The organism is Streptomyces sp. NPDC050549, from assembly GCF_040655035.1.
Taxonomy (GTDB): Bacteria; Actinomycetota; Actinomycetes; order Streptomycetales; family Streptomycetaceae; genus Streptomyces.
In genome coordinates this window covers 39,234-63,102 of sequence record NZ_JBFAJD010000040.1, presented here as the reverse complement: position 1 = coordinate 63,102, position 23,869 = coordinate 39,234, and the positions used below count along the sequence as shown (strand labels likewise).

Sequence of the window (23,869 nt, the reverse complement as noted above, 5' to 3'; positions counted from 1 at the left end):
CCCCGACACCGACCGCCCCGCGCCGAACGGGGTCTTCCTCACCGCGCCCACTCTCCGCCGGTGAGAGCAACGTTCCCTTCCGGTCACTCACAGCCACAGCGTGGAAACCCGCCCTCCCTACCTTCGGGATGCATCACCGCTCGTTACCCCGTAGTGGACCGTGGAGGCGTCATGACAGCCACTGGCAAGTGGATCGAGCACTGGGATCCGGAGGACGAGACCTTCTGGCGGGAGACCGGCGAGAAGGTCGCCCGTCGCAATCTCGTGTTCTCCGTGCTCTCCGAGCACATCGGCTTCTCGATCTGGACCCTGTGGTCCGTGCTGGTGCTCTTCATGGGCCCGGAGTACGGGCTGACCCCGGCCGACAAGTTCCTGCTGACCTCGATGGTCACTCTCGTCGGCGCGGTCGTCCGGGTGCCGTACACCTTCGCGGTCGCCGTCTTCGGCGGACGGAACTGGACGATCGTCTCCGCGAGCCTGCTGCTCATCCCCACCATCGCCGCCTTCGTGGTGATGAAGCCGGGGACCTCCTTCGACACCTTCCTCTGGATCGGCCTGCTGGCCGGCATCGGCGGCGGCAACTTCGCCTCCTCCATGACCAACATCAACGCCTTCTTCCCGCTCCGGAAGAAGGGCTGGGCGCTCGGGCTCAACGCCGGCGGCGGCAACATCGGGGTTCCCGTCATCCAGCTCATCGCCCTCGCGATCATCGGGGCCAGCGGCGGACCGCGCGTGCTGCTCGGGATCTACATCCCGCTCATCCTCGTCGCCGCCACCCTCGCCGCCCTCTTCATGGACAACCTCACCTCCGTGAAGAACGACACCGGCGCCGCCAAGGACGCCGCGCGGGACTGGCACACCTGGATCATGGCGTTCCTGTACATCGGCACGTTCGGGTCGTTCATCGGGTACGCGTTCGCGTTCGGTCAGGTCCTTCAGGTCCAGTTCGGCCGTACGCCGCTGCAGGCCGCGTACCTCACCTTCATCGGCCCGCTGCTCGGCTCGCTGATCCGCCCCGTCGGCGGCTGGCTCGCCGACCGCTACGGCGGCGCGAAGATCACCCTGTGGAACTTCGTCGCCATGGCCGCCGCCACCGCCATCCTGGTCGTCGCCAGCATGCAGAAGTCGCTCCCGCTGTTCGTCACCGTCTTCGTGGTGCTGTTCGTGCTCAGCGGGCTCGGCAACGGGTCGACGTACAAGATGATCCCCGGCATCTTCCAGACCAAGGCCCTCGCGAAGGGGCTGGAGGGCGAGGAGGCGGCTGCCTACGGCCGTCGGCTCTCCGGGGCCTCCATGGGGCTCATCGGGGCCGTCGGCGCGCTCGGCGGCGTCGGCATCAACCTCGCCTTCCGGCAGTCCTTCCTCTCCTACGGCTCCGGCACCGGCGCGTTCGTCGCCTTCCTCGCCTTCTACGGCCTCTGCTTCGCCGTCACCTGGGCCGTATACCTTCGCCGCCCGACCGCGCAGGCGCAGGCCAAAGCTTCCGCATCGGAGGCGAAGCCCCAGCTCAGCTATGCCGAGGTGTGACGTAACACCGCTGACATGAAGTCGAACCGAGCCTGTCACGCACCGTTGACAGGCTCGTTCGGCATGTAGGCACCGCCGCACCATCCCCTGCACGACTGCATGTACAACTACGTTCGGGACGAGAGACATGGACGAACAACCGCAGCGACCGGAGAGCGCGCCCCACGGCCCCCTCTCCGGGTTCACCGTGGGCGTCACCGCCGCACGCCGCGCCGACGAGCTGGGGGCCCTGCTCCAGCGGCGCGGCGCGGTGGTAGTGCACGCGCCCGCGCTGCGCATCGTGCCCCTCGCCGACGACAGCGAACTGCTCGCCGCCACCAAGGAGTTGATCGACCAGGCGCCCGATGTCGTGGTGGCCACCACCGCGATCGGGTTCCGGGGGTGGGTCGAGGCCGCCGACGGGTGGGGGCTCGGCGAGGCCCTTCTCGACCGGCTGCGCGGGGTGGAGCTGCTCGCCCGCGGGCCCAAGGTGAAGGGCGCGGTACGGGCCGCCGGTCTGACTGAGGAGTGGTCACCGTCCTCCGAGTCCATGGCCGAGGTGCTCGACCGGCTCCTGGAGGAGGGCGTCGACGGCCGCCGGGTCGCCGTACAACTGCATGGGGAACCGCTGCCCGGGTTCGTGGAGTCGTTGCGCGCCGGGGGAGCGGACGTCGTGGTGGTCCCCGTGTACCGGTGGATGCCGCCCGAGGACATCGCCCCGGTGGACCGGCTGCTGGACGCGGCGGTCTCGCGCGGCCTGGACGCGCTGACCTTCACCAGCGCACCGGCCGCCGCCTCGCTCCTCTCCCGCGCCGAGACCCGGGGCCTGCTGCCCGAACTCCTCGCCGCCCTGCATCACGACGTCCTCCCGGCCTGCGTCGGCCCCGTCACCGCGCTCCCGCTCCAGAACCACGGCGTCACCACGGTCCAGCCCGAGCGCTTCCGCCTCGGCCCGCTCGTCCAGCTCCTTTGCCAGGAACTCCCCGCCCGCGCCCGCACCCTGCCCATCGCGGGCCACCGGGTGGAGATCCGCGGCCACGCGGTCCTGGTCGACGGCGCGCTACGGCCGGTCCCGCCGGCCGGCATGTCCCTGCTCCGCGCCCTGTCCCGCCGCCCCGGCTGGGTCGTCGCCCGCGCGGAACTCCTCCGCGCCCTCCCCGGCGCCGGGCGCGACGAGCACGCCGTAGAAACGGCGATGGCCCGCCTCCGCACGGCACTCGGTGCGCCGAAGCTGATCCAGACGGTGGTGAAACGGGGATACCGGCTGGCGCTGGATCCCGCCGCCGACGCGAAGTACTCCGACGGTTGAGCGGGTGATTGGTGCGGGCTGTTGATGCGGGCGTTGCCGGGGGCTCCGCCCCCAGACCCCCGTCGGCCCTGAAGGGGCCTCGTCCTCAAACGCCGGACGGGCTGGATCTTGCGGACCTGAGTCAACAGGCGCGCCGGGGTGGGCCTGGATTGCCCCGGCCCGCGTCGAGAAGTGGGCCGGGGCGGGCTGGATTGTGTTCGCCTGCGTCATGAAGCGAGCCGGGACCGGCTGGGTTCCGCCGACCTGCGCTCGAACGCCCCGTACAGCACCAGCGCCCGCCCCAGACACCCCACCGCCACCGTCGACAACACCGCCCGCACCACGTTCCACCCCACCCACGCGCCCTCGAACCGTTCCCGCGCCACCCCCACATCCGCCGTACGCGCGAGCCCGTCGTTCAGCGGGATGTTGAAGGCGACGGTGACGAGGAAGGCGAGCGCGTACGCCGTCAGCCCCGCCCACACCCACCCCCGGTACGGCCTCCCGCGCACCTGCCACGCCGACACCGCGGACAGCACCAGCGCCCCCATGAAACTCAGGAAGAACACCGGGTTCTGGATCACGTCGTTGATGTTCCGCATCACCTCGACGAACACCCGGTCGTCGCTGCGCGCCGGCCCCGGCATCACCGCGCAGGCGAAGACGTAGAAGGCCCCGGCGATCAGTCCCGTCGCGACCGTGGCCGCACCCAGAACCCAACCCGTCGCAGTCCCGTTCGCTGTCCTGTTCTCTGCCATGCCCTCCAGTCAACGGACCCGGCCCCGCCCCCGACATCGCCAAGACGCGCACGCGCATACGCGGCCGTCCACGCGCACTCCCCATCCGCGCTCGGTACGAGGGGTTCCGACCGCGCGAGCGGGCAGGCACTGTAGAGGCAACGGTTTCCCGACCGGGGTAATCCCTAGGCGGTGACAGGCACATGGCACTCGGTACGACCATGGCCCCGTACGAGCTGCGCTTCGACGCCGGGCGGATCTGCCTGGATCTCCTCGCGACCACGCATCCCGAGGAACGGCTCGACGCGCCGGAGCCGCTGCGCGCGTGGATCGTCCGCTCCGGGCTCGTCCCGGCGGCCACCGAGCTCACGCACGTCGACTCGGCCTGGCTCGTCGGTTTCCGCGAACTGCGGGGACGGATCGGACAGTTGGTGCGCAGCAGGCCGTCGGCGGAGGGTGGGTCCTACGATCTCGCGCTGGCCCACGTCAACGACCTCGCCCGCGCCGCGCCCCCGGCACCCCGTGCCGTACAGGCCGAAGACGGGGCGCTGGTGCGGGAGTTGGCCGGTCCGCCGGGGTGCGAGGCGCTGCTCGCGGTGATCGCCAGGGACGCCGTGGAACTGCTCACCGACCCGGTCGCGCGGGCCTCGCTGCGGGAGTGCGAAGGCGACAACTGCCCCATCGTGTACCTGGATACGTCACGGGGGCGCAGGAGGCGCTGGTGCTCCAGTGAGGTCTGCGGGAACCGCGAAAGAGTGGCCCGGCACCGACGGCGCGCGGCCCTCGCCCGAGCCTGAGAATCCCATATGCGGCTTCTGTGAAGTGATGGACCGTCAATCGGCGACGTGATTTTGACAACAGCGCGTTTCACTCGGCCGCCGCACGGGCAGCCCGCGTGATCTTGCTTATGTGGTGGAAATGTAAAGATCGTGCGGCCGGAATGTGCACTCATGTCCCGGTCGTCACGTCACTTCGAAGAAAACTGTCGCCTCACGTTGAACACCCGCCCGCCCTCTCGCGTACCTCTCCATGAGCGACCGACCGGGGCAACCCCCGGACACCGGAGGTGGGCGTGCGCAAGGATTCCGTCGTGGCCAATGAACAAGCGCCGAGGGCCCGACATCGCATGTCCCAGTCCTCGGAACCTGATGAGGAGCTGATGCGTGCCCTGTATCGAGAGCACGCCGGACCCTTGCTCGCCTATGTGCTGCGGCTCGTCGCCGGTGACCGGCAACGTGCCGAGGACGTGGTGCAGGAGACGCTCATCCGGGCCTGGAAGAACGCCGGCCAGCTCAACCGGGCGACCGGATCGGTACGACCCTGGCTGGTGACGGTCGCACGGCGCATCGTCATCGACGGTCACCGCAGCCGGCAGGCCCGGCCGCAGGAGGTGGACCCGTCGCCGCTGGAGGTCATCCCCGCGGAGGACGAGATCGACAAGGCGTTGTGGCTGATGACACTGTCGGACGCGTTGGACGACCTGACCCCGGCCCACCGGGAGGTGCTCGTCGAGACGTACTTCAAGGGGCGTACCGTCAATGAGGCGGCCGAGACGCTTGGCATCCCCAGTGGCACGGTGCGCTCAAGGGTGTTCTACGCCCTTCGATCGATGAAGCTTGCTCTGGAGGAGCGGGGGGTGACGGCATGAGCATTTACGGGGGATACGGAACGGGTAGTCCTGGTTCCATGCAGGGATCTCAGGGCTCGAACGAACACGAGACTGTCGGCGCCTACGCCCTCGGGATTCTCGACGACGCCGAAGCAACCGCTTTCGAGGCACACCTCGCCACGTGCGAGTGGTGCGCCCAGCAGCTCGACGAGCTGGCCGGGATGGAACCGATGCTCGCGGCGCTCGCGGACCTGCCGGGCTCCGGCACTCCCGCGATCGGTGAGTCCCTGTCGGCCAAGCCGAGCCCGCGGCTGGTGGAACGGCTGGTCGACGACGTAGGTGAGCGCCGGGCCATGAAGCGCCGGCGCAGCTTCTACATGATCGCCGCGGCGGCTGCCCTGATCATCGCCGGACCGCTGGCGGTCATCGCGGCCAACGGCGGCGACAGCTCGGGCCAGAAGGGCAACGTGGCCGCGGCGACCGCGAAGGACACCTTCGAAAATCTGTCCGACAAGGTCTCTGCCACGGACAAGAGCACCAAGGTCACCGCGACCGTGGCGATGACCAAGAAGGACTGGGGCACCCTCGGGGTCGTGGAGCTCAGCAACGTCAAGGGCCCCCTGAAGTGCTCCCTGATCGCCGTCGGCAAGAACGGCGAACGCGAGACCATGAGCTCCTGGTCGGTCCCGGCCTGGGGTTACGGCATCGCGAACGCCACGAAGGCCGAGGCCAAGGCGCCGCTCTACGCCCAGGGCGGAGCGGCCCTCTCGCCCAACCAGATCGACCACTTCGAGGTCATGACCTTCGACGGCAAGAAGCTCGTGGAAGTGGACGCCTAGCAACAGTCCGACTGCGCTCGACGGGGTCCGGGACGCGCCAGGCGCGCACCGGACCCCGCGTCTTTGTCAGGATCCGCCGGGCGGGCCCCTCGCCTCGGCGGCCCCCCTTCGCGTACGGTTGACGGCTGCCCAGCACGTCAGAAGGGGGCCCGGTGGCCGCACAGGCTCAACAGGAGACCGCGCTCGATGCGGTGTCCGACAAATCCGCCCAGGATTCGCTACGGGACCGGGAGATCAGCGGCGAACAGGCACACCTGGACCGGGTGTACCGGCGTCTTGAGGAGAAGATCCGCGAGGCCGAGTTCCTCATGAACGACGCCGCCAAGCGCGGCCAGGTCGGCACACCCGGCGCGCTCGCCGAACGCGACGCGCAGGTGTTCCGCGCCGGTATCCACCTCAACCGGCTCAACAACGAGTTCGAGGACTTCCTCTTCGGCAGGATCGACCTGCTGCTCGGCAAGGACGGCCAGAAGGGGCCCGACGGCGCCTACACCGCCGTCGAACCCGCCGACGGCTCCGTGCGCGACGACAACACGGCCGACATCGCCGAAACCCTGCACATCGGCCGCATCGGAGTCCTCGACACCGAGTACGCGCCCCTGGTCATCGACTGGCGGGCGCCCGCCGCCGCCCCGTTCTACCGCTCGACCCCGGTCGACCCCGGCCGCGTCGTACGGCGCCGGGTCATCCGCTCCAAGGGCCGCCGGGTCCTCGGTGTCGAGGACGACCTCATGCGCCCCGAGCTGACCGCCTTCCTCGACGGCGACAAGCTGGCCGTCATCGGCGACGGCGCCCTGATGGCCGCGCTCGGCCAGGCCCGCAGCCACACCATGCGCGACATCGTGGCCTCCATCCAGGCCGAACAGGACCTGGTGATCCGCGCCCCCGCCGCCTCGGTGACGTACGTCGAGGGCGGCCCGGGGACGGGGAAGACGGCCGTCGCGCTGCACCGCGCCGCCTACCTCCTCTACCAGGACCGGCGCCGCTACGCGGGCGGCATCCTCATCGTCTCGCCCACCCCGCTGCTGGTCGCGTACACCGAGGGCGTCCTGCCGTCCCTCGGCGAGGAGGGCCAGGTCGCCATCCGGGCCATCGGCTCGCTCGTCGACGGCGCCGAGGCCACCCTGTACGACTCCCCGGCCGTCGCCCGCACCAAGGGCTCGTACCGCATGCTCCGCGTCCTGCGGAAGGCCGCGCGCGGCGCCCTCGAAGCGAACGAGTCACCGGCCCGGCTGCGGGTCGTCGCCTTCGGCCGCCGGCTCGAACTGGAGGCCGCCGACCTGGAGCGCGTCCGGCAGAACGCCCTCAGCGGTACGGCCCCGGTCAACATGCTGCGCCCGCGCGCCCGCAAGCTCCTCCTGGACGCCCTGTGGGAGCGCTCCGGCTCGGCCGACCGGCACACCGACCCCGAACTCGCCGCCGAACTGCGCTCCTCCTTCGACGAGGACGTCGCGAGCGAGGACGAGTTCATCGCGTTTCTCGACGCCTGGTGGCCCGAACTCACCCCGCGCGCCGTCCTGGAGGCGATGTCCGACGAGCGCAGACTCGGCCGCTGGGCCCGCCGCATCCTCAACCCCGGCGAGGTCCGCAGGACCGCCCGCGCCCTGAAGCGGGACGGTCTCTCCGTCCACGACGTGGCGATCCTCGACGAACTCCAGGCGATCCTCGGCACCCCGGCCCGCCCCCGCAAGCGGCGTGACCTGGACCCGCTGGACCAGCTCACCGGTCTCGAAGAGCTGATGCCCGTACGCGAGGAGACGCAGCGCGAACGGGCCGAGCGGCTCGCCCAGGAGCGCGTGGAGTACGCGCACGTCATCGTGGACGAGGCCCAGGACCTCACCCCGATGCAGTGGCGCATGGTCGGCCGCCGCGGCAAGCACGCCACCTGGACGGTCGTAGGCGACCCGGCCCAGTCCTCCTGGTCCGACCCCGCCGAGGCCGCCGAGGCCCGCGACGAGGCCCTCGGCTCCCGCCCCCGCCGCCGCTTCACCCTGACCGTCAACTACCGCAACCCGGCCGAGATCGCCGAGCTGGCGGCCAAGGTCCTGGCCCTCGCGATGCCGGGCTCCGAGTCCCCGTCCGCGGTCCGCTCGACGGGCGTACGACCACGCTTCGCCGTCGTACGGAACTCGCTGTCGGAGTCGGTCCGCGCGGAGGCCGCCCGGCTGCTCGACCAGGTGGACGGCACGGTCGGCGTGGTCGTCGCGATGAACCGCCGCGAGGAGGCCCGCCGCTGGCTCGCCGGGCTCGGGGATCGCGTGGTGGCCCTCGGCAGCCTGGAGGCCAAGGGGCTCGAATACGACGCGACCGTCGTCGTATCGCCCGCGGAGATCGCCGACGAGTCACCGGCCGGCCTGCGGGTCCTCTACGTCGCCCTCACCCGCGCGACCCAGCAGCTCACGGTCGTCTCCGCCGAACGGGACGAGCCGGACGCGAACGGGGTGCCGGATCTTCTCAGGGACTGATCGAGGGTGCTTCCTATGAACTCTCGGGATGGGAATGGTCTTACGGGATCTGTTTGTTAGCCTGGTTGTGACACCGGCCCGATCCAAGCCCCCGGGCCCAACCTTCGTCGCTACGAGCGACCACTTGCCGCGAGGCGAGCATGGCGGGTCGGTGTCATTGATCGTGAAAGAGGCCTCCGTGACGGGGGCCTCTTTTTCTTGCGAACAAAACGTTCGCAATCGGGGGCGGCTAACGCCTACCGGGCAGTAGGTGCGACCATCGGAGCGCGTACTCAGCTCAACGGTGAAAGCAGAGGAAGTCGGCCATGGCTACGGCGCCCAGCGTCTCCTACTCGATCACGGTCCGTCTGGAGGTGCCCGCCAGCGGAACGGCGGTCTCGCAGATCACCACGGCCGTGGAGTCCCACGGAGGCTCGGTGACCGGCCTCGACGTGACCGCCTCCGGCCACGAGAAGCTCCGCATCGACGTCACCATCGCGGCGTCCTCCACCGCCCACGCCGACGAGATCGTCCAGCAGCTGCGCGGCATCGAGGGCGTCACCCTCGGCAAGGTCTCCGACCGTACGTTCCTCATGCACCTCGGCGGCAAGATCGAGATGCAGTCCAAGCACCCGATCCGCAACCGTGACGACCTCTCCATGATCTACACCCCGGGCGTCGCCCGCGTGTGCATGGCGATCGCGGAGAACCCCGAGGACGCGCGCCGCCTCACCATCAAGCGCAACTCCGTCGCGGTCGTCACGGACGGCTCGGCCGTGCTCGGCCTCGGCAACATCGGCCCCAAGGCCGCGCTGCCGGTCATGGAGGGCAAGGCGGCCCTGTTCAAGCGGTTCGCCGGCATCGACGCCTGGCCGCTGTGCCTGGACACCCAGGACACGGACGCGATCGTCGAGATCGTCAAGGCGATCGCCCCGGGCTTCGCCGGCATCAACCTGGAGGACATCTCCGCGCCGCGCTGCTTCGAGATCGAGGCCCGGCTGCGCGAGGCCCTCGACATCCCCGTCTTCCACGACGACCAGCACGGCACCGCGATCGTGGTCCTCGCCGCGCTGACCAACGCGCTGCGGGTGGCCGGCAAGGGCATCGGTGACATCCGGGTCGTCATGTCCGGCGCGGGCGCGGCCGGTACGGCCATCCTCAAGCTGCTGCTCGCCGCCGGTGTCAAGAACGCGGTCGTCGCCGACATCCACGGTGTCGTGCACGCCGACCGCGAGGACCTGGTGGACGCCAAGGCCGACTCGCCGCTGCGCTGGATCGCCGACAACACCAACCCCGAAGGCCTCACCGGCACCCTGAAGGAGGCCGTGCGCGGCGCCGACGTCTTCGTGGGCGTCTCCGCCCCGAACGTCCTGGACGGCGACGACGTGGCCGCGATGGCCGACGGCGCCATCGTGTTCGCGCTCGCGAACCCGGACCCCGAGGTCGACCCGACGATCGCCCGTCAGACGGCCGCTGTTGTGGCCACCGGCCGCTCGGACTTCCCGAACCAGATCAACAACGTGCTGGTCTTCCCGGGTGTCTTCCGCGGTCTGCTCGACGCGCAGTCCCGCACCGTCAACACCGAGATGATGCTCGCCGCGGCGACCGCACTCGCGAACGTCGTGTCAGAGGACGAGCTGAACGCGAACTACATCATCCCCAGCGTCTTCAACGACAAGGTCGCCGGCGCGGTGGCCGGCGCGGTCCGCGAGGCCGCGAAGGCCGCGGGAGCGGCTGCGCCCTCCGCCACGCCCTCCGCGACGTAGCCCGTCGGGCGATGTGTGTGCGGCGGCTGTGAGGATCGCCACGGCCGCCCGTACATCGGCGCGTCGCGGAACCCCGGGCCCTGGGCGGCCGTTTATCGTGGCGGCCAGGCTTCGGGCCTTTCCGGGCCCGGCCCTCGCTGCCGGGAGCCGACGGAGCGTCACCACGCTGATGCAGTGGCGCTCTTCGTGTGACTCCCAAGGGTGTTCTCGCGACTCCTACGGGTGCCGGATTGGCTTTCCCGCCGCAGGTAGGGGCAGGATGCGTCTTCGGGCGCGAGGGTCTGGACGACGGACCCGGGTCCGGGGACTCACCGAGGACCCTGGCAGCATCGGCTTCACCGTGCCCGGTATGCGGCTCCGCCGCGTGGCACGCCTCAACGGCAAGAAGAACACGGGAGTAACAACATGAACCGCAGTGAGCTGGTGGCCGCGCTGGCCGACCGTGCCGAGGTGACCCGCAAGGACGCCGACGCCGTTCTGGCCGCGTTCGCCGAGACCGTCGGCGAGATCGTCTCCAAGGGCGACGAGAAGGTCACCATCCCCGGCTTCCTGACCTTCGAGCGCACCCACCGTGCCGCTCGCACCGCGCGCAACCCGCAGACCGGCGACCCCATCAACATCCCCGCCGGTTACAGCGTCAAGGTGTCCGCGGGCAGCAAGCTCAAGGAAGCCGCCAAGGGCAAGTAGGCCTTCGCGTACGCGACGGGATTGCGTACGAGGCTCAGTAACGCGAATGGGGCGGCCACCCGGGAGGGTGGCCGCCCCATCGTCGTGCGGACGCTTATCCCAGGGCCTTGCCCGGGAGTTCGACCTTCGCACCCAGCTCGACCAGCTTCTCCATGAAGTTCTCGTAGCCGCGGTTGATGAGGTCGATGCCGTGCACGCGGGACGTGCCCTGGGCCGCCAGCGCCGCGATGAGGTACGAGAAGCCGCCGCGGAGGTCGGGGATGACCAGGTCGGCGCCCTGGAGGCGGGTCGGGCCCGAGACGACCGCCGAGTGGAGGAAGTTGCGCTGGCCGAAGCGGCAGTGCGAACCGCCGAGGCACTCGCGGTAGAGCTGGATGTGCGCGCCCATCTGGTTGAGCGCCGAGGTGAAGCCGAGGCGGGACTCGTAGACCGTCTCGTGGACGATGGAGAGGCCGGTCGCCTGTGTGAGGGCGACGACGAGCGGCTGCTGCCAGTCCGTCTGGAAGCCCGGGTGAACGTCCGTTTCGAGTGCGATGGACTTCAACTGCCCGCCGGGGTGCCAGAAGCGGATGCCCTCGTCGTCGATCGCGAAGGCACCGCCCACCTTCCGGTAGGTGTTGAGGAACGTCATCATCGAGCGCTGCTGCGCGCCCCGGACGTAGATGTTGCCCTCGGTCGCCAGCGCCGCGGACGCCCACGACGCGGCCTCCAGGCGGTCCGGGAGGGCCGCGTGGGTGTAGCCGCCGAGCGAGTCCACGCCGGTGATGCGGATCGTGCGGTCGGTGTCCATGGCGATGATCGCGCCCATCTTCTGCAGTACGCAGATGAGGTCCTCGATCTCCGGTTCCACGGCCGCATTGGCGAGTTCGGTGACGCCCTCCGCCAACACCGCGGTCAGCAGCACCTGCTCGGTCGCGCCGACGGACGGGTACGGCAGCTTGATCTTCGTGCCGCGCAGCCGCTGCGGGGCCTCCAGATACTGGCCGTCCGCCCGCTTCTCGATCTTCGCGCCGAACTGCCGCAGCACCTCGAAGTGGAAGTCGATCGGCCGGCCGCCGATGTCGCAGCCGCCGAGCCCCGGGATGAACGCGTGCCCGAGCCGGTGCAGCAGCGGGCCGCAGAACAGGATCGGGATGCGCGACGAACCCGCGTGGGCATCGATGTCGGCGACGTTGGCGCTCTCGACGTGCGACGGATCGAGCACCAGCTCGCCCGGCTCCTCACCCGGACGGACCGTCACCCCGTGCAGTTGCAGCAGTCCGCGTACGACCCGAACGTCTCGGATGTCCGGTACGTTGCGCAGTCGACTTGGCTCACTGCCCAGCAGGGCGGCGACCATGGCCTTGGGTACGAGGTTCTTCGCACCGCGGACACGGATCTCGCCCTCCAGCGGGGTTCCGCCGTGGACAAGCAGTACGTCGTCTGAGCCGTTGACGGTCATGAATCTCGCGTTCCGTGGAGTTGGGCAGGGGCCGAAGTCGTAAGCGTAATGGCCGCCCACCCCCCTTCAGAAAGCCCGAGGACCCCTCAGCCACGTCATAGCTGTGTCACAACACGAACCGTTCTCAATCGGGCACATGGGGTCACCGGACGGGGGATGTGCGCGTCGGACGCTTCGGTGCGCCCTGAGCTGCGTTCACTCAGGTACCCGCATTGCCTCCCCCATCACGGGGAAGATGCGGGATCATGTCTGGCATGACCGAGGTGTCCTCGCTCACAGGGCGGTTGCTCGTGGCAACACCCGCCCTGGCGGACCCGAACTTCGACCGCGCGGTGGTGCTCCTTCTCGACCACGACGAGGAGGGCTCCCTCGGTGTCGTCCTCAACCGGCCCACCCCTGTGGACGTCGGCGACATCCTGGAGGGCTGGGCGGATCTCGCCGGCGAACCGGGAGTCGTCTTCCAGGGCGGCCCGGTGCAGTTGGACTCGGCCCTCGGCGTCGCCGTCATCCCGGGCGGCGCGTCGGCCGGCGAGCGCGCCCCGCTCGGCTGGCGGCGGGTGCACGGCGCGATCGGCCTCGTCGACCTGGAGGCCCCGCCGGAACTGCTGGCCTCGGCGCTCGGCTCACTGAGAATCTTCGCCGGGTACGCCGGCTGGGGGCCCGGCCAGCTGGAGGACGAACTCGTGGACGGCGCCTGGTACGTCGTCGAGTCGGAGCCCGGTGACGTCTCCTCGCCGTCCCCGGAACGGCTCTGGCGCGCGGTGCTGCGCCGCCAGCGCAGCGAGCTCGCGATGGTGGCGACCTATCCGGACGACCCTTCGCTGAACTGATGCCGGTTGGCTTCAGTACCCTTGGCCGTATGAGCACTCTTGAGCCCGAGCGCGGGACTGGTACGGGGACCCTCGTAGAGCCGACGCCCCAGGTGTCGCACGGTGACGGGGACCATGAGCGCTTCGCCCATTACGTCCAGAAGGACAAGATCATGGCGAGCGCCCTGGACGGCACTCCTGTGGTGGCGTTGTGCGGGAAGGTCTGGGTTCCGGGCCGCGACCCGAAGAAGTACCCGGTGTGTCCCATGTGCAAGGAGATCTACGAGTCCATGGGCTCCGGCGGGGACGGCGACAAGGGCAAGGGCGGCGACAAGTAGCCGTTCGGCCGGTCTGACTTCGTAGGACTTCGTAAGGCCCTCGGGGCGCGCTTCGGCGCGCCCCGAGGGCCTTTTGCGTGTTTCGACGGTTTTTCGGCGGTCTTTCGCGTGTCACGAAGTGGTTGAGACCTCTTGTGGCCGCGTTCATCTACTCCTTAATCTCCGTGGTGTTGTGCAGAGCGAAACGCCCATTGCATATGTTGCAACGCACGCCCGGATTCCCGGAGGAACGCTCCATGAAGCTCGCCCCCAGATTCGCCGTACTCCTGGCCGCCGCCGCTGTCGTGGCGGGCTGCGCGCCCCAGACCTCCGACAACGCGTCCTCGGACAAGGACGACCAGAGCGGCACCCTGCGGGTGTGGCTCTTCCAGGAGGTCGGAAACGACCCGAAGGCGAAGGTCGTCGACTCCGTGGTGGCCGCTTTCGAGAAGGCCCACAAGGGCACCAAGGTCGACGTCGAGTACATCCCGATCGACACCCGGGCCCAGCGCGTCAAGGCCGCGTTCAACGACCCGAAGTCCGCGCCCGACGTCATGGAGTACGGCAACACCGACACGGCCGGCTATGTGAAGGACGGCGGACTCCTCGACGTCACCGAGGAGTTCGGCGCCTGGAGCGAGTCCAAGGACACCGACCCCACCGCGAAGCAGTCCGTCACGGTCGACGGCAAGCTCTACGGCTCCCCGTTCTACGTCGGCGTCCGCGCCCTGTACTACCGCACCGACGTCTTCAAGGACCTCGGCCTCCAACCCCCGGAGACAATGGCCGAGTTGGCGTCCACCGCCCGGAAGATCCACAAGGCGAAGTCCGACCTCTACGGCCTCGTCGTCGGCGGCGCCTACACCTACGGCGCGATGCCCTTCGTCTGGGCCAACGGCGGTGAACTCGCCACCGCCAAGGGCGGCACGTACACCTCCGCGATCGACAGCGCCGCCGCCCAGAAGGGCATCAAGGCCTACACCTCGCTCTTCACCGGCGACAACTGTCCCGCCGCCAAGTGCGCGGTCATGGGCGGCAACGACACGATCACCGCGTTCGCGGCCGGCAAGGCGGGCATGGCGATCGGCGGCGACTTCAGCCACAGCGCGGTCGAGGCCGGCAAGGTCAAGGGCAAGTACGCGGTCGTACCGCTGCCGGGCGTCGCCTCCGGCTCGGTCGCCCCCGCGTTCGCCGGCGGCAACAACATCGGTGTCCTGAAGAGCACTTCGCACCGCACGCTCGCGGTCGACCTGATGGAACAGCTCACCTCGAAGGCGACGCAGACCTCCATGTTCGACGCGATGGGCTTCCTGCCGACGTTCACGGACGTCCGCGACGCCGCCGCCGCGAAGGTGCCGTTCGAGAAGCCGTTCGTGGAGACGCTGGCCGCCGGGACGAAGTTCGTTCCCGCGTCGCCGGGTTGGTCCGAGATCGACTCCTCGCTCGTGCTGCCGACGATGCTGCAGGAGGTCATCAGCGGGAAGAAGAGTGTGGCTGCGGCTTCGAAGGACGCGGCGAAGAAGATGAACTCCGCGTTCAGCTCCGCGGGTTGAGCGGATGCGTACGCGAACGACGTGGACCCCCTGGCTCCATCTCGCCCCCGCCCTGGTCGTCCTCGGCGGTCTGCTCGTCTACCCCATCTACCAGCTCGGCCTGATCTCGTTCTTCCAGTACACCCAGGCCCAGGTCAGTGGTGGGGAGCCGACCACCTTCAAGGGGTTCGGGAACTACGCGGAGTTGTTCTCCGACAGCCAGTTCTGGCAGGTGCTGCTGTCGACCGTGCTGTTCGCGGGGGCGTGCGTGGTCTCGACGCTCGCGGTCGGCTGCGCCCTCGCCGTGCTGCTCACCCGCGTGCGCGCCGTGCCCCGACTCGTGCTGATGCTGGCCGCGCTGGGGGCGTGGGCGACACCCGCGGTGACGGGTTCGACTGTCTGGCTGCTGCTGTTCGACCCGGACTTCGGCCCCGTGAACCGCGTCCTGGGCCTCGGTGACCACTCCTGGACGTACGGGCGCCTCAGCGCGTTCTTCCTCGTCCTGCTCGAAGTGGTGTGGTGCTCCTTCCCGTTCGTGATGGTGACGGTCTACGCCGGCATTCGCGCCGTGCCCTCCGAGGTCCTGGAGGCCGCCGCCCTGGACGGCGCCTCCCAGTGGCGCATCTGGCGGTCGATCCTCACGCCGATGCTCCGCCCGATTCTGACCGTCGTCACCATCCAGTCCGTCATCTGGGACTTCAAGGTCTTCACCCAGATCTACGTCATGACCAACGGCGGCGGCATCGCGGGCCAGAACCTGGTCCTGAACGTGTACGCCTACCAACAGGCGTTCGCGTCCTCGAAGTACAGCCTCGGCTCGGCGATCGGCGTCGTCATGCTGCTGATGCTGCTCGCCGTCACGCTGGTCTATCTGCGACTGCTGCGCAGGCAGGGGGAGGAACTGTGAGTCCGCTACGCGGTTTTGTACGGCGCCCCTGGCGGCTGGCGGCCGAGGCCTCGGCGCTGCTGATCGCGGTCGTGGTCGCGTTCCCCCTCTATTGGATGGTGCTCAGCGCCTTCAAACCGGCCGGGGAAATCGAGTCGAGCGAGCCCCGGCCGTGGACGCTCGCGCCCTCCCTGGACTCCTTCCGACGGGTCTTCGGGCAGCAGGAATTCGGCCGCTACTTCGTCAACAGCCTTGCCGTGGCGGGCACGGTGGTCATCGTCTCGGCACTGATCGCCTTTCTCGCCGCGACCGCCGTGACCCGATTCCGGTTCCGCTTCCGGACCACCCTCCTGATCATGTTCCTGGTGGCCCAGATGGTGCCCGTGGAAGCGCTGACGATCCCGCTGTTCTTCACCATGCGGGGCCTCGGTCTGCTGAACACCCTGGGGTCCCTGATCCTGCCCCAGATCGCCTTCTCGCTGCCGTTCGCGATCTGGATGCTGCGGGGGTTCGTGAAAGCCGTACCGGACGCGCTGGAGGAGGCCGCGTACATCGACGGGGCGAGCCGGACGCGATTCCTGTGGCAGATCCTTTTCCCGCTCGTCTTCCCGGGTCTGGTCGCCACGAGCGTGTTTTCTTTCATCTCGGCCTGGAACGACTTCCTCTTCGCCAAGTCCTTCATCATCAGCGACACTTCCCAGTCGACCCTGCCGATGGCCCTCCTCGTCTTCTACAAGCCGGACGATCCTGACTGGGGCGGGGTCATGGCGGCCTCCACGGTGATGACGATTCCGGTGCTGGTGTTCTTCGTACTCGTACAGCGACGTCTGGTCTCGGGGCTGGGCGGAGCGGTTAAGGATTGAAGTGACCGATGTGATTCCGCTGCCCCGGTACACCCACACCTACCGGGGGCACTTCGAACTCGGACCCGACACACGCCTGGTGGCCGGCGAGGGTGCCGGGGCGAGTGAGCGCTGGCTGCGCGGGGCGCTCGGAGCGGCCACCGGCTTTTCGCTGGCCCCGGGGGACTCGCCCGAAAACGGCATCCAGCTGTACATCCACCCCGTGGTGACCAAGGACCTCGGCCCGGAGGGCTACCGCCTGATGGTCCTGTCCCACACCGTTCACGTCGTCGGCGGCGGCCCAGCGGGGCTCTTCTGGGGCGCTCAGACGCTACGTCAACTGCTCGGCCCGGACGCCTTCCGGCGCGCCCCGCTGCCCGGCCGGGAATGGCGGTTGCCCCTGATCCACGTTCAGGACTCTCCCCGCTTCCGCTGGCGCGGCCTCATGCTCGACGTCGCCCGGCACTTCATGCCCAAGGAAGGCGTCCTGCGCTACCTGGATCTGATGGCGGCGCACAAACTCAACGTCTTCCACTTCCATCTGACGGACGACCAGGGCTGGCGCGTACAGATCAAGCGGTACCCGAAGCTGACCGAGATCGGCTCCTGGCGGGCCCGCACGAAATTCGGCCACCGTGCCTCACCCCTGTGGGACGACAAGCCCCACGGCGGCTACTACACCCAGGACGACATCCGCGAGATCGTCGCCTACGCCGCCGAGCGGCATATCACCGTGGTCCCCGAAATCGACGTACCGGGACACTCGCAGGCCGCCATCGCCGCGTATCCGGAACTCGGCAACACCGACGTCATCGACACCAACTCCCTCTCCGTCTGGGACACCTGGGGCATCAACCCGAACGTACTCGCCCCCACTGACAACACCCTGCGCTTCTACGAGGGGGTGTTCGAGGAACTCCTCGACCTGTTCCCCTCGGAGTTCATTCACGTCGGCGGCGACGAATGCCCCAAGGACCAGTGGAGGCAGTCGCCCACCGCGCAGGCGCGCATCAAGGAACTCGGGCTCGCGGACGAGGACGAGTTGCAGGCGTGGTTCATCGGGCACTTCGACAAGTGGCTCTCCGCGCGCGGGAGAAGGCTCGTCGGCTGGGACGAGATCCTGGAGGGCGGTCTCGCGGACGGGGCCGTCGTGTCGTCCTGGCGCGGCTACGAGGGCGGGATCACCGCCGCCCGCGCGGGCCACGACGTCGTCATGTGCCCTGAACAGCACGTGTACTTGGACTGGCGGCAGGACGCCGGCGAGGACGAGCCGGTGCCGATCGCCCATGTGCGCACCCTGGAGGACGTCTACCGATTCGAGCCCGTTCCCTCGCAGCTCACCGAGACCGAGGCACGTCATGTGCTGGGCGCTCAGGCCAACGTGTGGACCGAGGTGATGGAGGATCACGCGCGCGTGGACTACCAGACGTTCCCCAGGCTGGCCGCGTTCGCCGAGGTCGCCTGGAGCGCCCTTCCGGCGCCCCCGGAACGGGACTTCGCCGACTTCGAGCGCCGGATGACCGCCCACTATCCGCGACTCGACGCCCTGGGTGTCGCCTACCGCCCGCCCACCGGACCCCTGCCGTGGCAGCGCCGCCCCGGAGTGCTCGGACGCCCCAAGGACGGCCCGCCTCCGAACGCCTAGAACGCGGAAGGGAAAAAGCCCCCAGGAGTCACCGATGAGTAGCAATTCCAGCGTACCGGTGATGCCGTAACAAAACGGACCATCTCGCTGATGAGGTGGGCGAATGCCTCCTAGCGGACCCCCGCGTTCGGGTCTTGCGAAGATGTGCCAGAGTTGCCACGTCCGCCCTGTCAGCACGTACCGTACGGCAGCAACAGGTGGGACCAGGTGGGGCAGCGGGAAGGGGCAGCCGGTTTGACCACGCACGCACCGCAGGCGGGGCAGTCCGTCACGCTGCCCACAACGCTGGACGAGGCCGTGGCGGCGCTCACGGCCCTGCCCACGGCCGTTCCCGTGGCCGGCGGCACCGACCTCATGGCGGCCGTCAACTCTGGCCAGCTGAGGCCCAGCGCACTGGTCGGTCTCGGGCGGATCAGCGAGATCCGCGGCTGGCAGTACCAGGACGGCCACGCGCTCCTCGGCGCGGGCCTCACGCACGCCCGCATGGGCCGCCCCGACTTCGCCGCCCTCATCCCGGCGCTCGCGGCCTCCGCGCGCGCCGCGGGCCCGCCGCAGATCCGCAACGCGGGCACCCTGGGCGGCAACATCGCCTCGGCCGCGCCCACCGGGGACGCGCTGCCCGTACTGGCCGCCCTGGAGGCGACGCTGATCATCGCGGGCCCGGGCGGAGCCCGCCGGGAGATCCCGGTGTCGCACCTCCTGGCCGGCGTCGAGATGCTGCGCGGCGGCGAACTCATCGGCTTCGTGCGCGTGCCCCTGCTGCATGCCCCGCAGGTCTTCCTGAAGGCGACCGGCCGGACCGGACCCGGGCGCTCGGTCGCGTCCGTCGCGGTCGTCCTCGACCCCGCCAGGCGCGGTGTCAGGTGCGCCGTCGGCGCCATAGCGCCGATGCCGCTCAGACCCCTGGACGCCGAGCAGTGGGTCGCCCAGCTGATCGACTGGGACAACGGCCGCGCGATCGTCCCCGAGGCGCTGACCGCCTTCGGGGAGTACGTCGCCGCGGCCTGCATCCCCGACCCGGCCCCGGCCGAGGACGGCTCCGTGGAACAGCTTCCGCCCGCGGTACTGCACCTGCGGCGCACCGTCGCCGCACTTGCCCGACGAGCACTCGGGAGGGCGCTGTCGTGACCGACGACCAGCACGGAGAGGGCACCCCCCAGGGCGGCGGACGCTGGGACCCGCTGCCCCAGGGCGACTACGACGACGGCGCCACGGCCTTCGTGAAACTCCCCGAAGGGGGCATCGACGCCCTGCTCGCCGCCCCGGGCCACGGCTATGTGCCGCCGCCCATAGCGGCCGGCCCCGCCCCGGACGCCGACCCTTCGGGCACCGGCTCCTGGGCCGTGCCCGCAGAGGGCGTCCAGTGGCCCGACCCGAACGCCGTACCGCAGCAGGGGACGGCCGGGGGCGACCAGTTCGCCTACCACCCCGGGGCCACCGGCCAGTGGACCTTCCAGGACACCAACGTCCCGGACGCGGGCGCCGCGCCCGGTCACGACGTGACCGGGGAGTGGTCGATCCCCGTCGCCGGGGGTGATCTCCCGGACGAATCGGGCGAGTTCACCACCTCCGCCCTGGTCGAGCAGTGGGGTGGCACCCCGCCCGCCACCCTGCCCGGCGGCGCGCCCGCGCCCTGGGCGACGGACGGCGCGGGCCAGAACTGGGCACAGCAGGCGTCCGGCACGGGCGTCACGGAGCGGCCCGGACAGCCCGACGCGCACCCGGCCGAGCACACCGACGGCCGCGGTGCGGCCTACCCGGCGACGGGCACCGACGGGCGGGGCACGGCATACCCCGCGAGCGGCACCGACGGCCGGGGCACGGCACACCCGGCGACGGACACCGACGGCCGCGGTGTGGCACACCCGGCCGACGAGGTGTCGGAGCGGGCGGCCCCCCGACCGTCCGCCGACGCGACCCGCCGGCCGTACGGGGAACCCCAGGGCAACGACCCGTACGCGCACGCCCGCACCGAGGCCGCCACCGACCCCTACGGGGACGCGCGCGGCGACCGCCACGACGACGCCTCAACCGAACGTGCCGCGGCCGACCCGCAGTCGGCCGACGAGAACGGCACGGCGGACGGCGATGCCGAAGGGGCCGAGGGGGCCGCTGAGAGGCCCGCTGAGCCGTCCGCGGCGGCCGACGCGTCCGACGGTGCCGAAACCGCCCCGGAGGCCGCTGAGGCGCCCGTGACGGCCGCGGACGCCGACGCGCCGGACGAGACAGCCGAGTCCGGCCCGAAGCTCCCCGGCGACGAACACCCGCTCGCCTCCTACGTGTTGCGCGTCAACGGCGCCGACCGGCCCGTCACCGACGCCTGGATCGGCGAGTCACTGCTCTACGTGCTGCGCGAACGCCTCGGCCTCGCGGGCGCCAAGGACGGCTGCTCCCAGGGCGAGTGCGGGGCCTGCAACGTCCAGGTCGACGGACGGCTCGTCGCCTCCTGCCTGGTGCCCGCCGTCACCGCCGCCGGCTCCGAGGTCCGTACGGTCGAGGGTCTCGCCGTCGAGGGGCAGCCCTCCGACGTGCAGCGGGCGCTCGCCAAGTGCGGTGCCGTGCAGTGCGGCTTCTGCGTGCCCGGCATGGCGATGACCGTGCACGATCTCCTGGAGGGCAACCCCGCGCCCACCGAACTGGAGGCGCGCCAGGCCCTGTGCGGCAACCTGTGCCGCTGCTCCGGCTACCGGGGCGTCCTGGACGCCGTGCAGGAAGTCGTCGCCGAACGCGAGGCGCACGCCGCTGCCGCCGAACCTGAGTCGGACGGCGACGAGGCGCGTATTCCCCATCAGGCGGGTCCCGGGGGCGGTGGGGTCCACCAGTCGGCGTTCGAGTCCCCGCGCACGCAGGACCAGGTGTACGGCCAGGACGGAGGTCAGGCGTGAGCAACGAAGCCGCCACCGCGACCACGGAGGCCGCGCCCGCCCCGGAGCATCCGGGCCACGGTCTGGGCGCCTCGCTCCCGGCCGCCGACGCCCGCGCCAAGACCGAGGGCACCTTCCCGTACGCGGCCGACCTGTGGGCCGAGGGCCTCCTGTGGGCGGCCGTCCTGCGCTCACCGCACCCGCACGCGCGGATCGTGTCCGTCGACACGTCCCACGCGCGCGACATGCCCGGCGTACGGGCCGTCATCACCCACGAGGACGTGCCCGGCAGGGACCGCTACGGCCGGGGCACCGCCGACCGCCCGGTGTTCGCCTCCGAAGTGGTGCGCCACCACGGGGAGCCCATCGCCGCCGTCGCCGCCGATCACCCGGACACCGCGCGGATGGCCGCCGCCGCCATCATGGTCGAGTACGAGGTACTCGACCCGGTGACCGACCCCGAGCAGGCTTTCGAGGCCGAACCGCTGCACCCCGACGGCAACCTGATCCGGCACATCCCGTTGCGCCACGGCGACCCGGACGCGGCCGGCGACATCGTCGTCGAGGGCCTGTACCGCATCGGCCGCCAGGACCCCGCCCCCATCGGCGCCGAGGCCGGCCTCGCCGTGCCCCGCCCGGACGGCGGCGTCGAGCTGTACATCGCCTCCACGGACCCGCACACCGACCGCGACACGGCCGCCGCCTGCTACGGCCTGGAGCCCGACCGCGTGAAGGTCGTCGTCACCGGCGTCCCCGGGGCCACCGCCGACCGCGAGGACCAGGGCTTCCAGCTCCCGCTCGGGCTGCTCGCGTTGAAGACCGGCTGCCCGGTCAAACTCACCGCCACGCGCGAGGAGTCCTTCCTCGGCCACACCCACCGCCACCCCACGCTCCTGCGCTACCGCCACCACGCCGACGAGGACGGCCGCCTGGTGAAGGTCGAGGCCCAGGTACTCCTGGACGCGGGCGCGTACGCCGACACCTCCTCGGAAGCCCTGGCCGCCGCCGTCTCCTTCGCCTGCGGCCCCTACGTCGTCCCGAACGCCTTCATCGAGGGCTGGGCCGTCCGCACCAACAACCCGCCCTCCGGGCATGTGCGCGGCGAGGGCGCCATGCAGGTCTGTGCCGCCTACGAGGCGCAGATGGACAAGCTCGCCAAGAAGCTCGCCATGGACCCGGCCGAACTGCGCCTGCGCAACGCCATGGCGACCGGGGACGTCCTCCCCACCGGCCAGACGGTGACCTGCCCGGCACCGGTCGCCGAACTCCTCCAGGCCGTACGGGACTTCCCGCTGCCGCAGCTCCCGAAGGACACCCCCGAGGACGAGTGGCTGCTGCCCGGCGGCCCCGAGGGCGCGGGCGAACCTGGTGCGGTGCGCCGGGGCGTCGGCTACGGCCTCGGCATGGTCCACATGCTCGGCGCGGAGGGCGCCGACGAGGTCTCCACGGCCACGGTGAAGGTCCACGACGGCATCGCGACCGTCCTGTGCGCGGCCGTCGAGACCGGCCAGGGCTTCACCACCCTCGCCCGCCAGATCGTCCAGGAGACCCTGGGCATCGACGAGGTCCACGTCGCCCCCGTGGACACCGATCAGCCTCCCGCCGGCCCCGGCTGCCGCGGCCGGCACACCTGGGTCTCGGGCGGCGCCGTCGAGCGCGCCGCGAAAATGGTCCGCACCCAGCTCCTGCAGCCCCTGGCGCACAAGTTCGGCATGTCCACCGAACTCCTCCAGATCACCGACGGCAAGATCACGTCGTACGACGGCGTCCTCTCGACGACCGTCACGGAGGCCCTGGACGGCAAGGAACTGTGGGCCACGGCCCAGTGCCGCCCCCACCCGACCGAACCCCTGGACGACGCCGGTCAGGGCGACGCCTTCGTAGGCCTCGCGTTCTGCGCGATCCGCGCGGTGGTCGACGTCGACATCGAACTCGGCTCCGTTCGGGTCGTCGAACTCGCCCTCGCCCAGGACGTCGGCCGCATCCTGAACCCGACCCAGCTGGTCGCCCGTATCGAGGGCGGTGTGACTCAGGGCGTAGGCATCGCGTTGACGGAAAACCTGCGTACCGCGCGCGGGTTGATCCGCCACCCCGACCTCACCGGCTACGCCCTGCCCACAGCCCTGGACGCCCCCGACATCAAAATCGTGAAGCTCGTCGAGGAACGTGACGTGGTCGCCCCCTTCGGCGCGAAGGCGGTCAGCGCGGTACCGGTGGTCACGTCCCCGGCGGCGATCGCCTCCGCCGTACGCGCCGCGACCGGCCGCCCCGTGAACCGCCTGCCGATCCGCCCGCAGGCGGCGGTCGTGACGAACGGGCAGTAGGCGGCGTCGGAGAGCATGTGCATGAGAGCGTCGTCCTCATCACCGGCCTAGCGGTTGCCGGGGGCGGCGCACGTCCGGGGGCAGTGTGTTCCGGCGGACGATCATGTCGGGCCGCGAGGAGCCGGGTCCACGGCGGTCGTCCAGGACGTGGTGCTGGACGTGGAGTTGACGGCGTACGTCGACCTGATCCGAACCCGCCGCTGCACGTGATCGTCGAGGGACGGGAACGTTCACGGGTGGTCTGAGCGTCTGAAATGGGTGGGGACGTTTAAGGATGTTCCACGCCCTGTGAGGTGTTTTCGCTGGTCAGAGCCATTGTCAGTGGTGCCGCGT

Annotated in this window: 19 protein-coding genes; 17 read left to right on the top strand and 2 right to left on the bottom strand. The window is 70.3% G+C overall.

The window, feature by feature from the left end; genetic code table 11:
• Window positions 1-171 precede the first annotated feature (171 nt).
• Together AB0I51_RS39060 and AB0I51_RS39055 are read left to right on the top strand one after the other, a co-directional pair.
• Window positions 172-1,527 carry a nitrate/nitrite transporter gene (locus AB0I51_RS39060; protein ID WP_362983129.1) on the top strand — a complete coding sequence of 452 codons (1,356 nt, stop codon included), beginning with the start codon at window positions 172-174 and terminating at the stop codon, window positions 1,525-1,527.
• Between the two features lie 127 nt (window positions 1,528-1,654).
• Window positions 1,655-2,815, top strand: coding sequence for a uroporphyrinogen-III synthase (locus AB0I51_RS39055; protein ID WP_362983128.1), 1,161 nt, complete (start codon window positions 1,655-1,657; stop codon window positions 2,813-2,815).
• Window positions 2,816-3,021: 206 nt separating this feature from the next.
• Here AB0I51_RS39055 and AB0I51_RS39050 read toward each other — a convergent pair whose 3' ends face one another.
• Entirely contained in the window at window positions 3,022-3,552 is a 531-nt protein-coding gene (locus AB0I51_RS39050; RefSeq protein ID WP_362983127.1) for an anthrone oxygenase family protein, read from the bottom strand.
• 182 nt (window positions 3,553-3,734) lie between these two features.
• On the opposite strand from AB0I51_RS39050, the gene AB0I51_RS39045 reads away from it, so the two are divergent.
• The 6 genes from AB0I51_RS39045 to AB0I51_RS39020 all read left to right on the top strand — a co-directional run bounded on the left by AB0I51_RS39045 (window position 3,735) and on the right by AB0I51_RS39020 (window position 10,876).
• Window positions 3,735-4,328: an ABATE domain-containing protein gene (locus tag AB0I51_RS39045; RefSeq protein ID WP_362983126.1), complete on the top strand. Its 594-nt coding sequence runs from the start codon at window positions 3,735-3,737 to the stop codon at window positions 4,326-4,328.
• Between the two features lie 329 nt (window positions 4,329-4,657).
• Window positions 4,658-5,179: a sigma-70 family RNA polymerase sigma factor gene (locus AB0I51_RS39040; RefSeq protein WP_019056398.1), complete on the top strand. Its 522-nt coding sequence runs from the start codon at window positions 4,658-4,660 to the stop codon at window positions 5,177-5,179.
• A gap of 38 nt (window positions 5,180-5,217) precedes the next feature.
• The gene (locus AB0I51_RS39035) at window positions 5,218-5,979 is read left to right on the top strand and encodes a zf-HC2 domain-containing protein (RefSeq protein ID WP_362983125.1); all 762 of its coding nucleotides are present in this window, start codon (window positions 5,218-5,220) and stop codon (window positions 5,977-5,979) included.
• Between the two features lie 152 nt (window positions 5,980-6,131).
• Window positions 6,132-8,444 (top strand): UvrD-helicase domain-containing protein, encoded by a 2,313-nt coding sequence (locus tag AB0I51_RS39030; RefSeq protein ID WP_362983124.1) that lies wholly within the window; start codon window positions 6,132-6,134, stop codon window positions 8,442-8,444.
• A 305-nt stretch (window positions 8,445-8,749) separates the two neighbouring features.
• Window positions 8,750-10,189, top strand: a complete 1,440-nt coding sequence (locus AB0I51_RS39025; RefSeq protein WP_362983123.1) for an NAD-dependent malic enzyme — start codon at window positions 8,750-8,752, stop codon at window positions 10,187-10,189.
• 405 nt (window positions 10,190-10,594) lie between these two features.
• Entirely contained in the window at window positions 10,595-10,876 is a 282-nt protein-coding gene (locus AB0I51_RS39020) for an HU family DNA-binding protein (RefSeq protein WP_019056394.1), read from the top strand.
• Window positions 10,877-10,970: 94 nt separating this feature from the next.
• Here AB0I51_RS39020 and murA read toward each other — a convergent pair whose 3' ends face one another.
• Window positions 10,971-12,317, bottom strand: a complete 1,347-nt coding sequence (gene murA, locus AB0I51_RS39015; protein ID WP_019065962.1) for a UDP-N-acetylglucosamine 1-carboxyvinyltransferase — start codon at window positions 12,315-12,317, stop codon at window positions 10,971-10,973.
• A 254-nt stretch (window positions 12,318-12,571) separates the two neighbouring features.
• On the opposite strand from murA, the gene AB0I51_RS39010 reads away from it, so the two are divergent.
• From AB0I51_RS39010 to AB0I51_RS38970, 9 genes are all read left to right on the top strand, one after another.
• Window positions 12,572-13,147 (top strand): YqgE/AlgH family protein, encoded by a 576-nt coding sequence (locus AB0I51_RS39010; RefSeq protein ID WP_362983122.1) that lies wholly within the window; start codon window positions 12,572-12,574, stop codon window positions 13,145-13,147.
• Window positions 13,148-13,176: 29 nt separating this feature from the next.
• Window positions 13,177-13,464: a DUF3039 domain-containing protein gene (locus tag AB0I51_RS39005; protein WP_026178118.1), complete on the top strand. Its 288-nt coding sequence runs from the start codon at window positions 13,177-13,179 to the stop codon at window positions 13,462-13,464.
• A gap of 236 nt (window positions 13,465-13,700) precedes the next feature.
• Window positions 13,701-14,996, top strand: a complete 1,296-nt coding sequence (locus tag AB0I51_RS39000; protein WP_362983121.1) for an extracellular solute-binding protein — start codon at window positions 13,701-13,703, stop codon at window positions 14,994-14,996.
• Between the two features lie 4 nt (window positions 14,997-15,000).
• On the top strand, window positions 15,001-15,882 hold the full coding sequence (locus tag AB0I51_RS38995; RefSeq protein WP_362983120.1) for a sugar ABC transporter permease: 882 nt from the start codon (window positions 15,001-15,003) through the stop codon (window positions 15,880-15,882).
• The gene (locus tag AB0I51_RS38990) at window positions 15,879-16,724 is read left to right on the top strand and encodes a carbohydrate ABC transporter permease (RefSeq protein ID WP_362983119.1); all 846 of its coding nucleotides are present in this window, start codon (window positions 15,879-15,881) and stop codon (window positions 16,722-16,724) included. The genes AB0I51_RS38995 and AB0I51_RS38990 overlap by 4 nt, the downstream gene beginning before the upstream one ends.
• 10 nt (window positions 16,725-16,734) lie before the next feature.
• Complete coding sequence (locus tag AB0I51_RS38985) at window positions 16,735-18,348, top strand: beta-N-acetylhexosaminidase (protein WP_362983155.1); 1,614 nt, start codon at window positions 16,735-16,737, stop codon at window positions 18,346-18,348.
• A 234-nt stretch (window positions 18,349-18,582) separates the two neighbouring features.
• Window positions 18,583-19,476, top strand: a complete 894-nt coding sequence (locus AB0I51_RS38980; protein ID WP_362983118.1) for an FAD binding domain-containing protein — start codon at window positions 18,583-18,585, stop codon at window positions 19,474-19,476.
• Window positions 19,473-21,233 (top strand): 2Fe-2S iron-sulfur cluster-binding protein, encoded by a 1,761-nt coding sequence (locus AB0I51_RS38975; protein WP_362983117.1) that lies wholly within the window; start codon window positions 19,473-19,475, stop codon window positions 21,231-21,233. The genes AB0I51_RS38980 and AB0I51_RS38975 overlap by 4 nt, the downstream gene beginning before the upstream one ends.
• On the top strand, window positions 21,230-23,536 hold the full coding sequence (locus AB0I51_RS38970; protein WP_362983116.1) for a molybdopterin cofactor-binding domain-containing protein: 2,307 nt from the start codon (window positions 21,230-21,232) through the stop codon (window positions 23,534-23,536). The genes AB0I51_RS38975 and AB0I51_RS38970 overlap by 4 nt, the downstream gene beginning before the upstream one ends.
• The last annotated feature ends 333 nt before the right edge of the window (window positions 23,537-23,869 follow it).

Coding starts and splice junctions, on each gene's coding strand:
- AB0I51_RS39055 (WP_362983128.1), top strand. CDS start 1,655: ATGGACGAACAACCGCAGCGACCGGAGAGCGCGCCCCACGGCCCCCTC.
- AB0I51_RS39010 (WP_362983122.1), top strand. CDS start 12,572: ATGACCGAGGTGTCCTCGCTCACAGGGCGGTTGCTCGTGGCAACACCC.
- AB0I51_RS39035 (WP_362983125.1), top strand. CDS start 5,218: ATGCAGGGATCTCAGGGCTCGAACGAACACGAGACTGTCGGCGCCTAC.
- murA (WP_019065962.1), bottom strand. CDS start 12,317: ATGACCGTCAACGGCTCAGACGACGTACTGCTTGTCCACGGCGGAACC.
- AB0I51_RS39020 (WP_019056394.1), top strand. CDS start 10,595: ATGAACCGCAGTGAGCTGGTGGCCGCGCTGGCCGACCGTGCCGAGGTG.
- AB0I51_RS39045 (WP_362983126.1), top strand. CDS start 3,735: ATGGCACTCGGTACGACCATGGCCCCGTACGAGCTGCGCTTCGACGCC.
- AB0I51_RS39040 (WP_019056398.1), top strand. CDS start 4,658: ATGTCCCAGTCCTCGGAACCTGATGAGGAGCTGATGCGTGCCCTGTAT.
- AB0I51_RS39050 (WP_362983127.1), bottom strand. CDS start 3,552: ATGGCAGAGAACAGGACAGCGAACGGGACTGCGACGGGTTGGGTTCTG.
- AB0I51_RS39060 (WP_362983129.1), top strand. CDS start 172: ATGACAGCCACTGGCAAGTGGATCGAGCACTGGGATCCGGAGGACGAG.
- AB0I51_RS39005 (WP_026178118.1), top strand. CDS start 13,177: ATGAGCACTCTTGAGCCCGAGCGCGGGACTGGTACGGGGACCCTCGTA.
- AB0I51_RS39000 (WP_362983121.1), top strand. CDS start 13,701: ATGAAGCTCGCCCCCAGATTCGCCGTACTCCTGGCCGCCGCCGCTGTC.
- AB0I51_RS38995 (WP_362983120.1), top strand. CDS start 15,001: ATGCGTACGCGAACGACGTGGACCCCCTGGCTCCATCTCGCCCCCGCC.
- AB0I51_RS39025 (WP_362983123.1), top strand. CDS start 8,750: ATGGCTACGGCGCCCAGCGTCTCCTACTCGATCACGGTCCGTCTGGAG.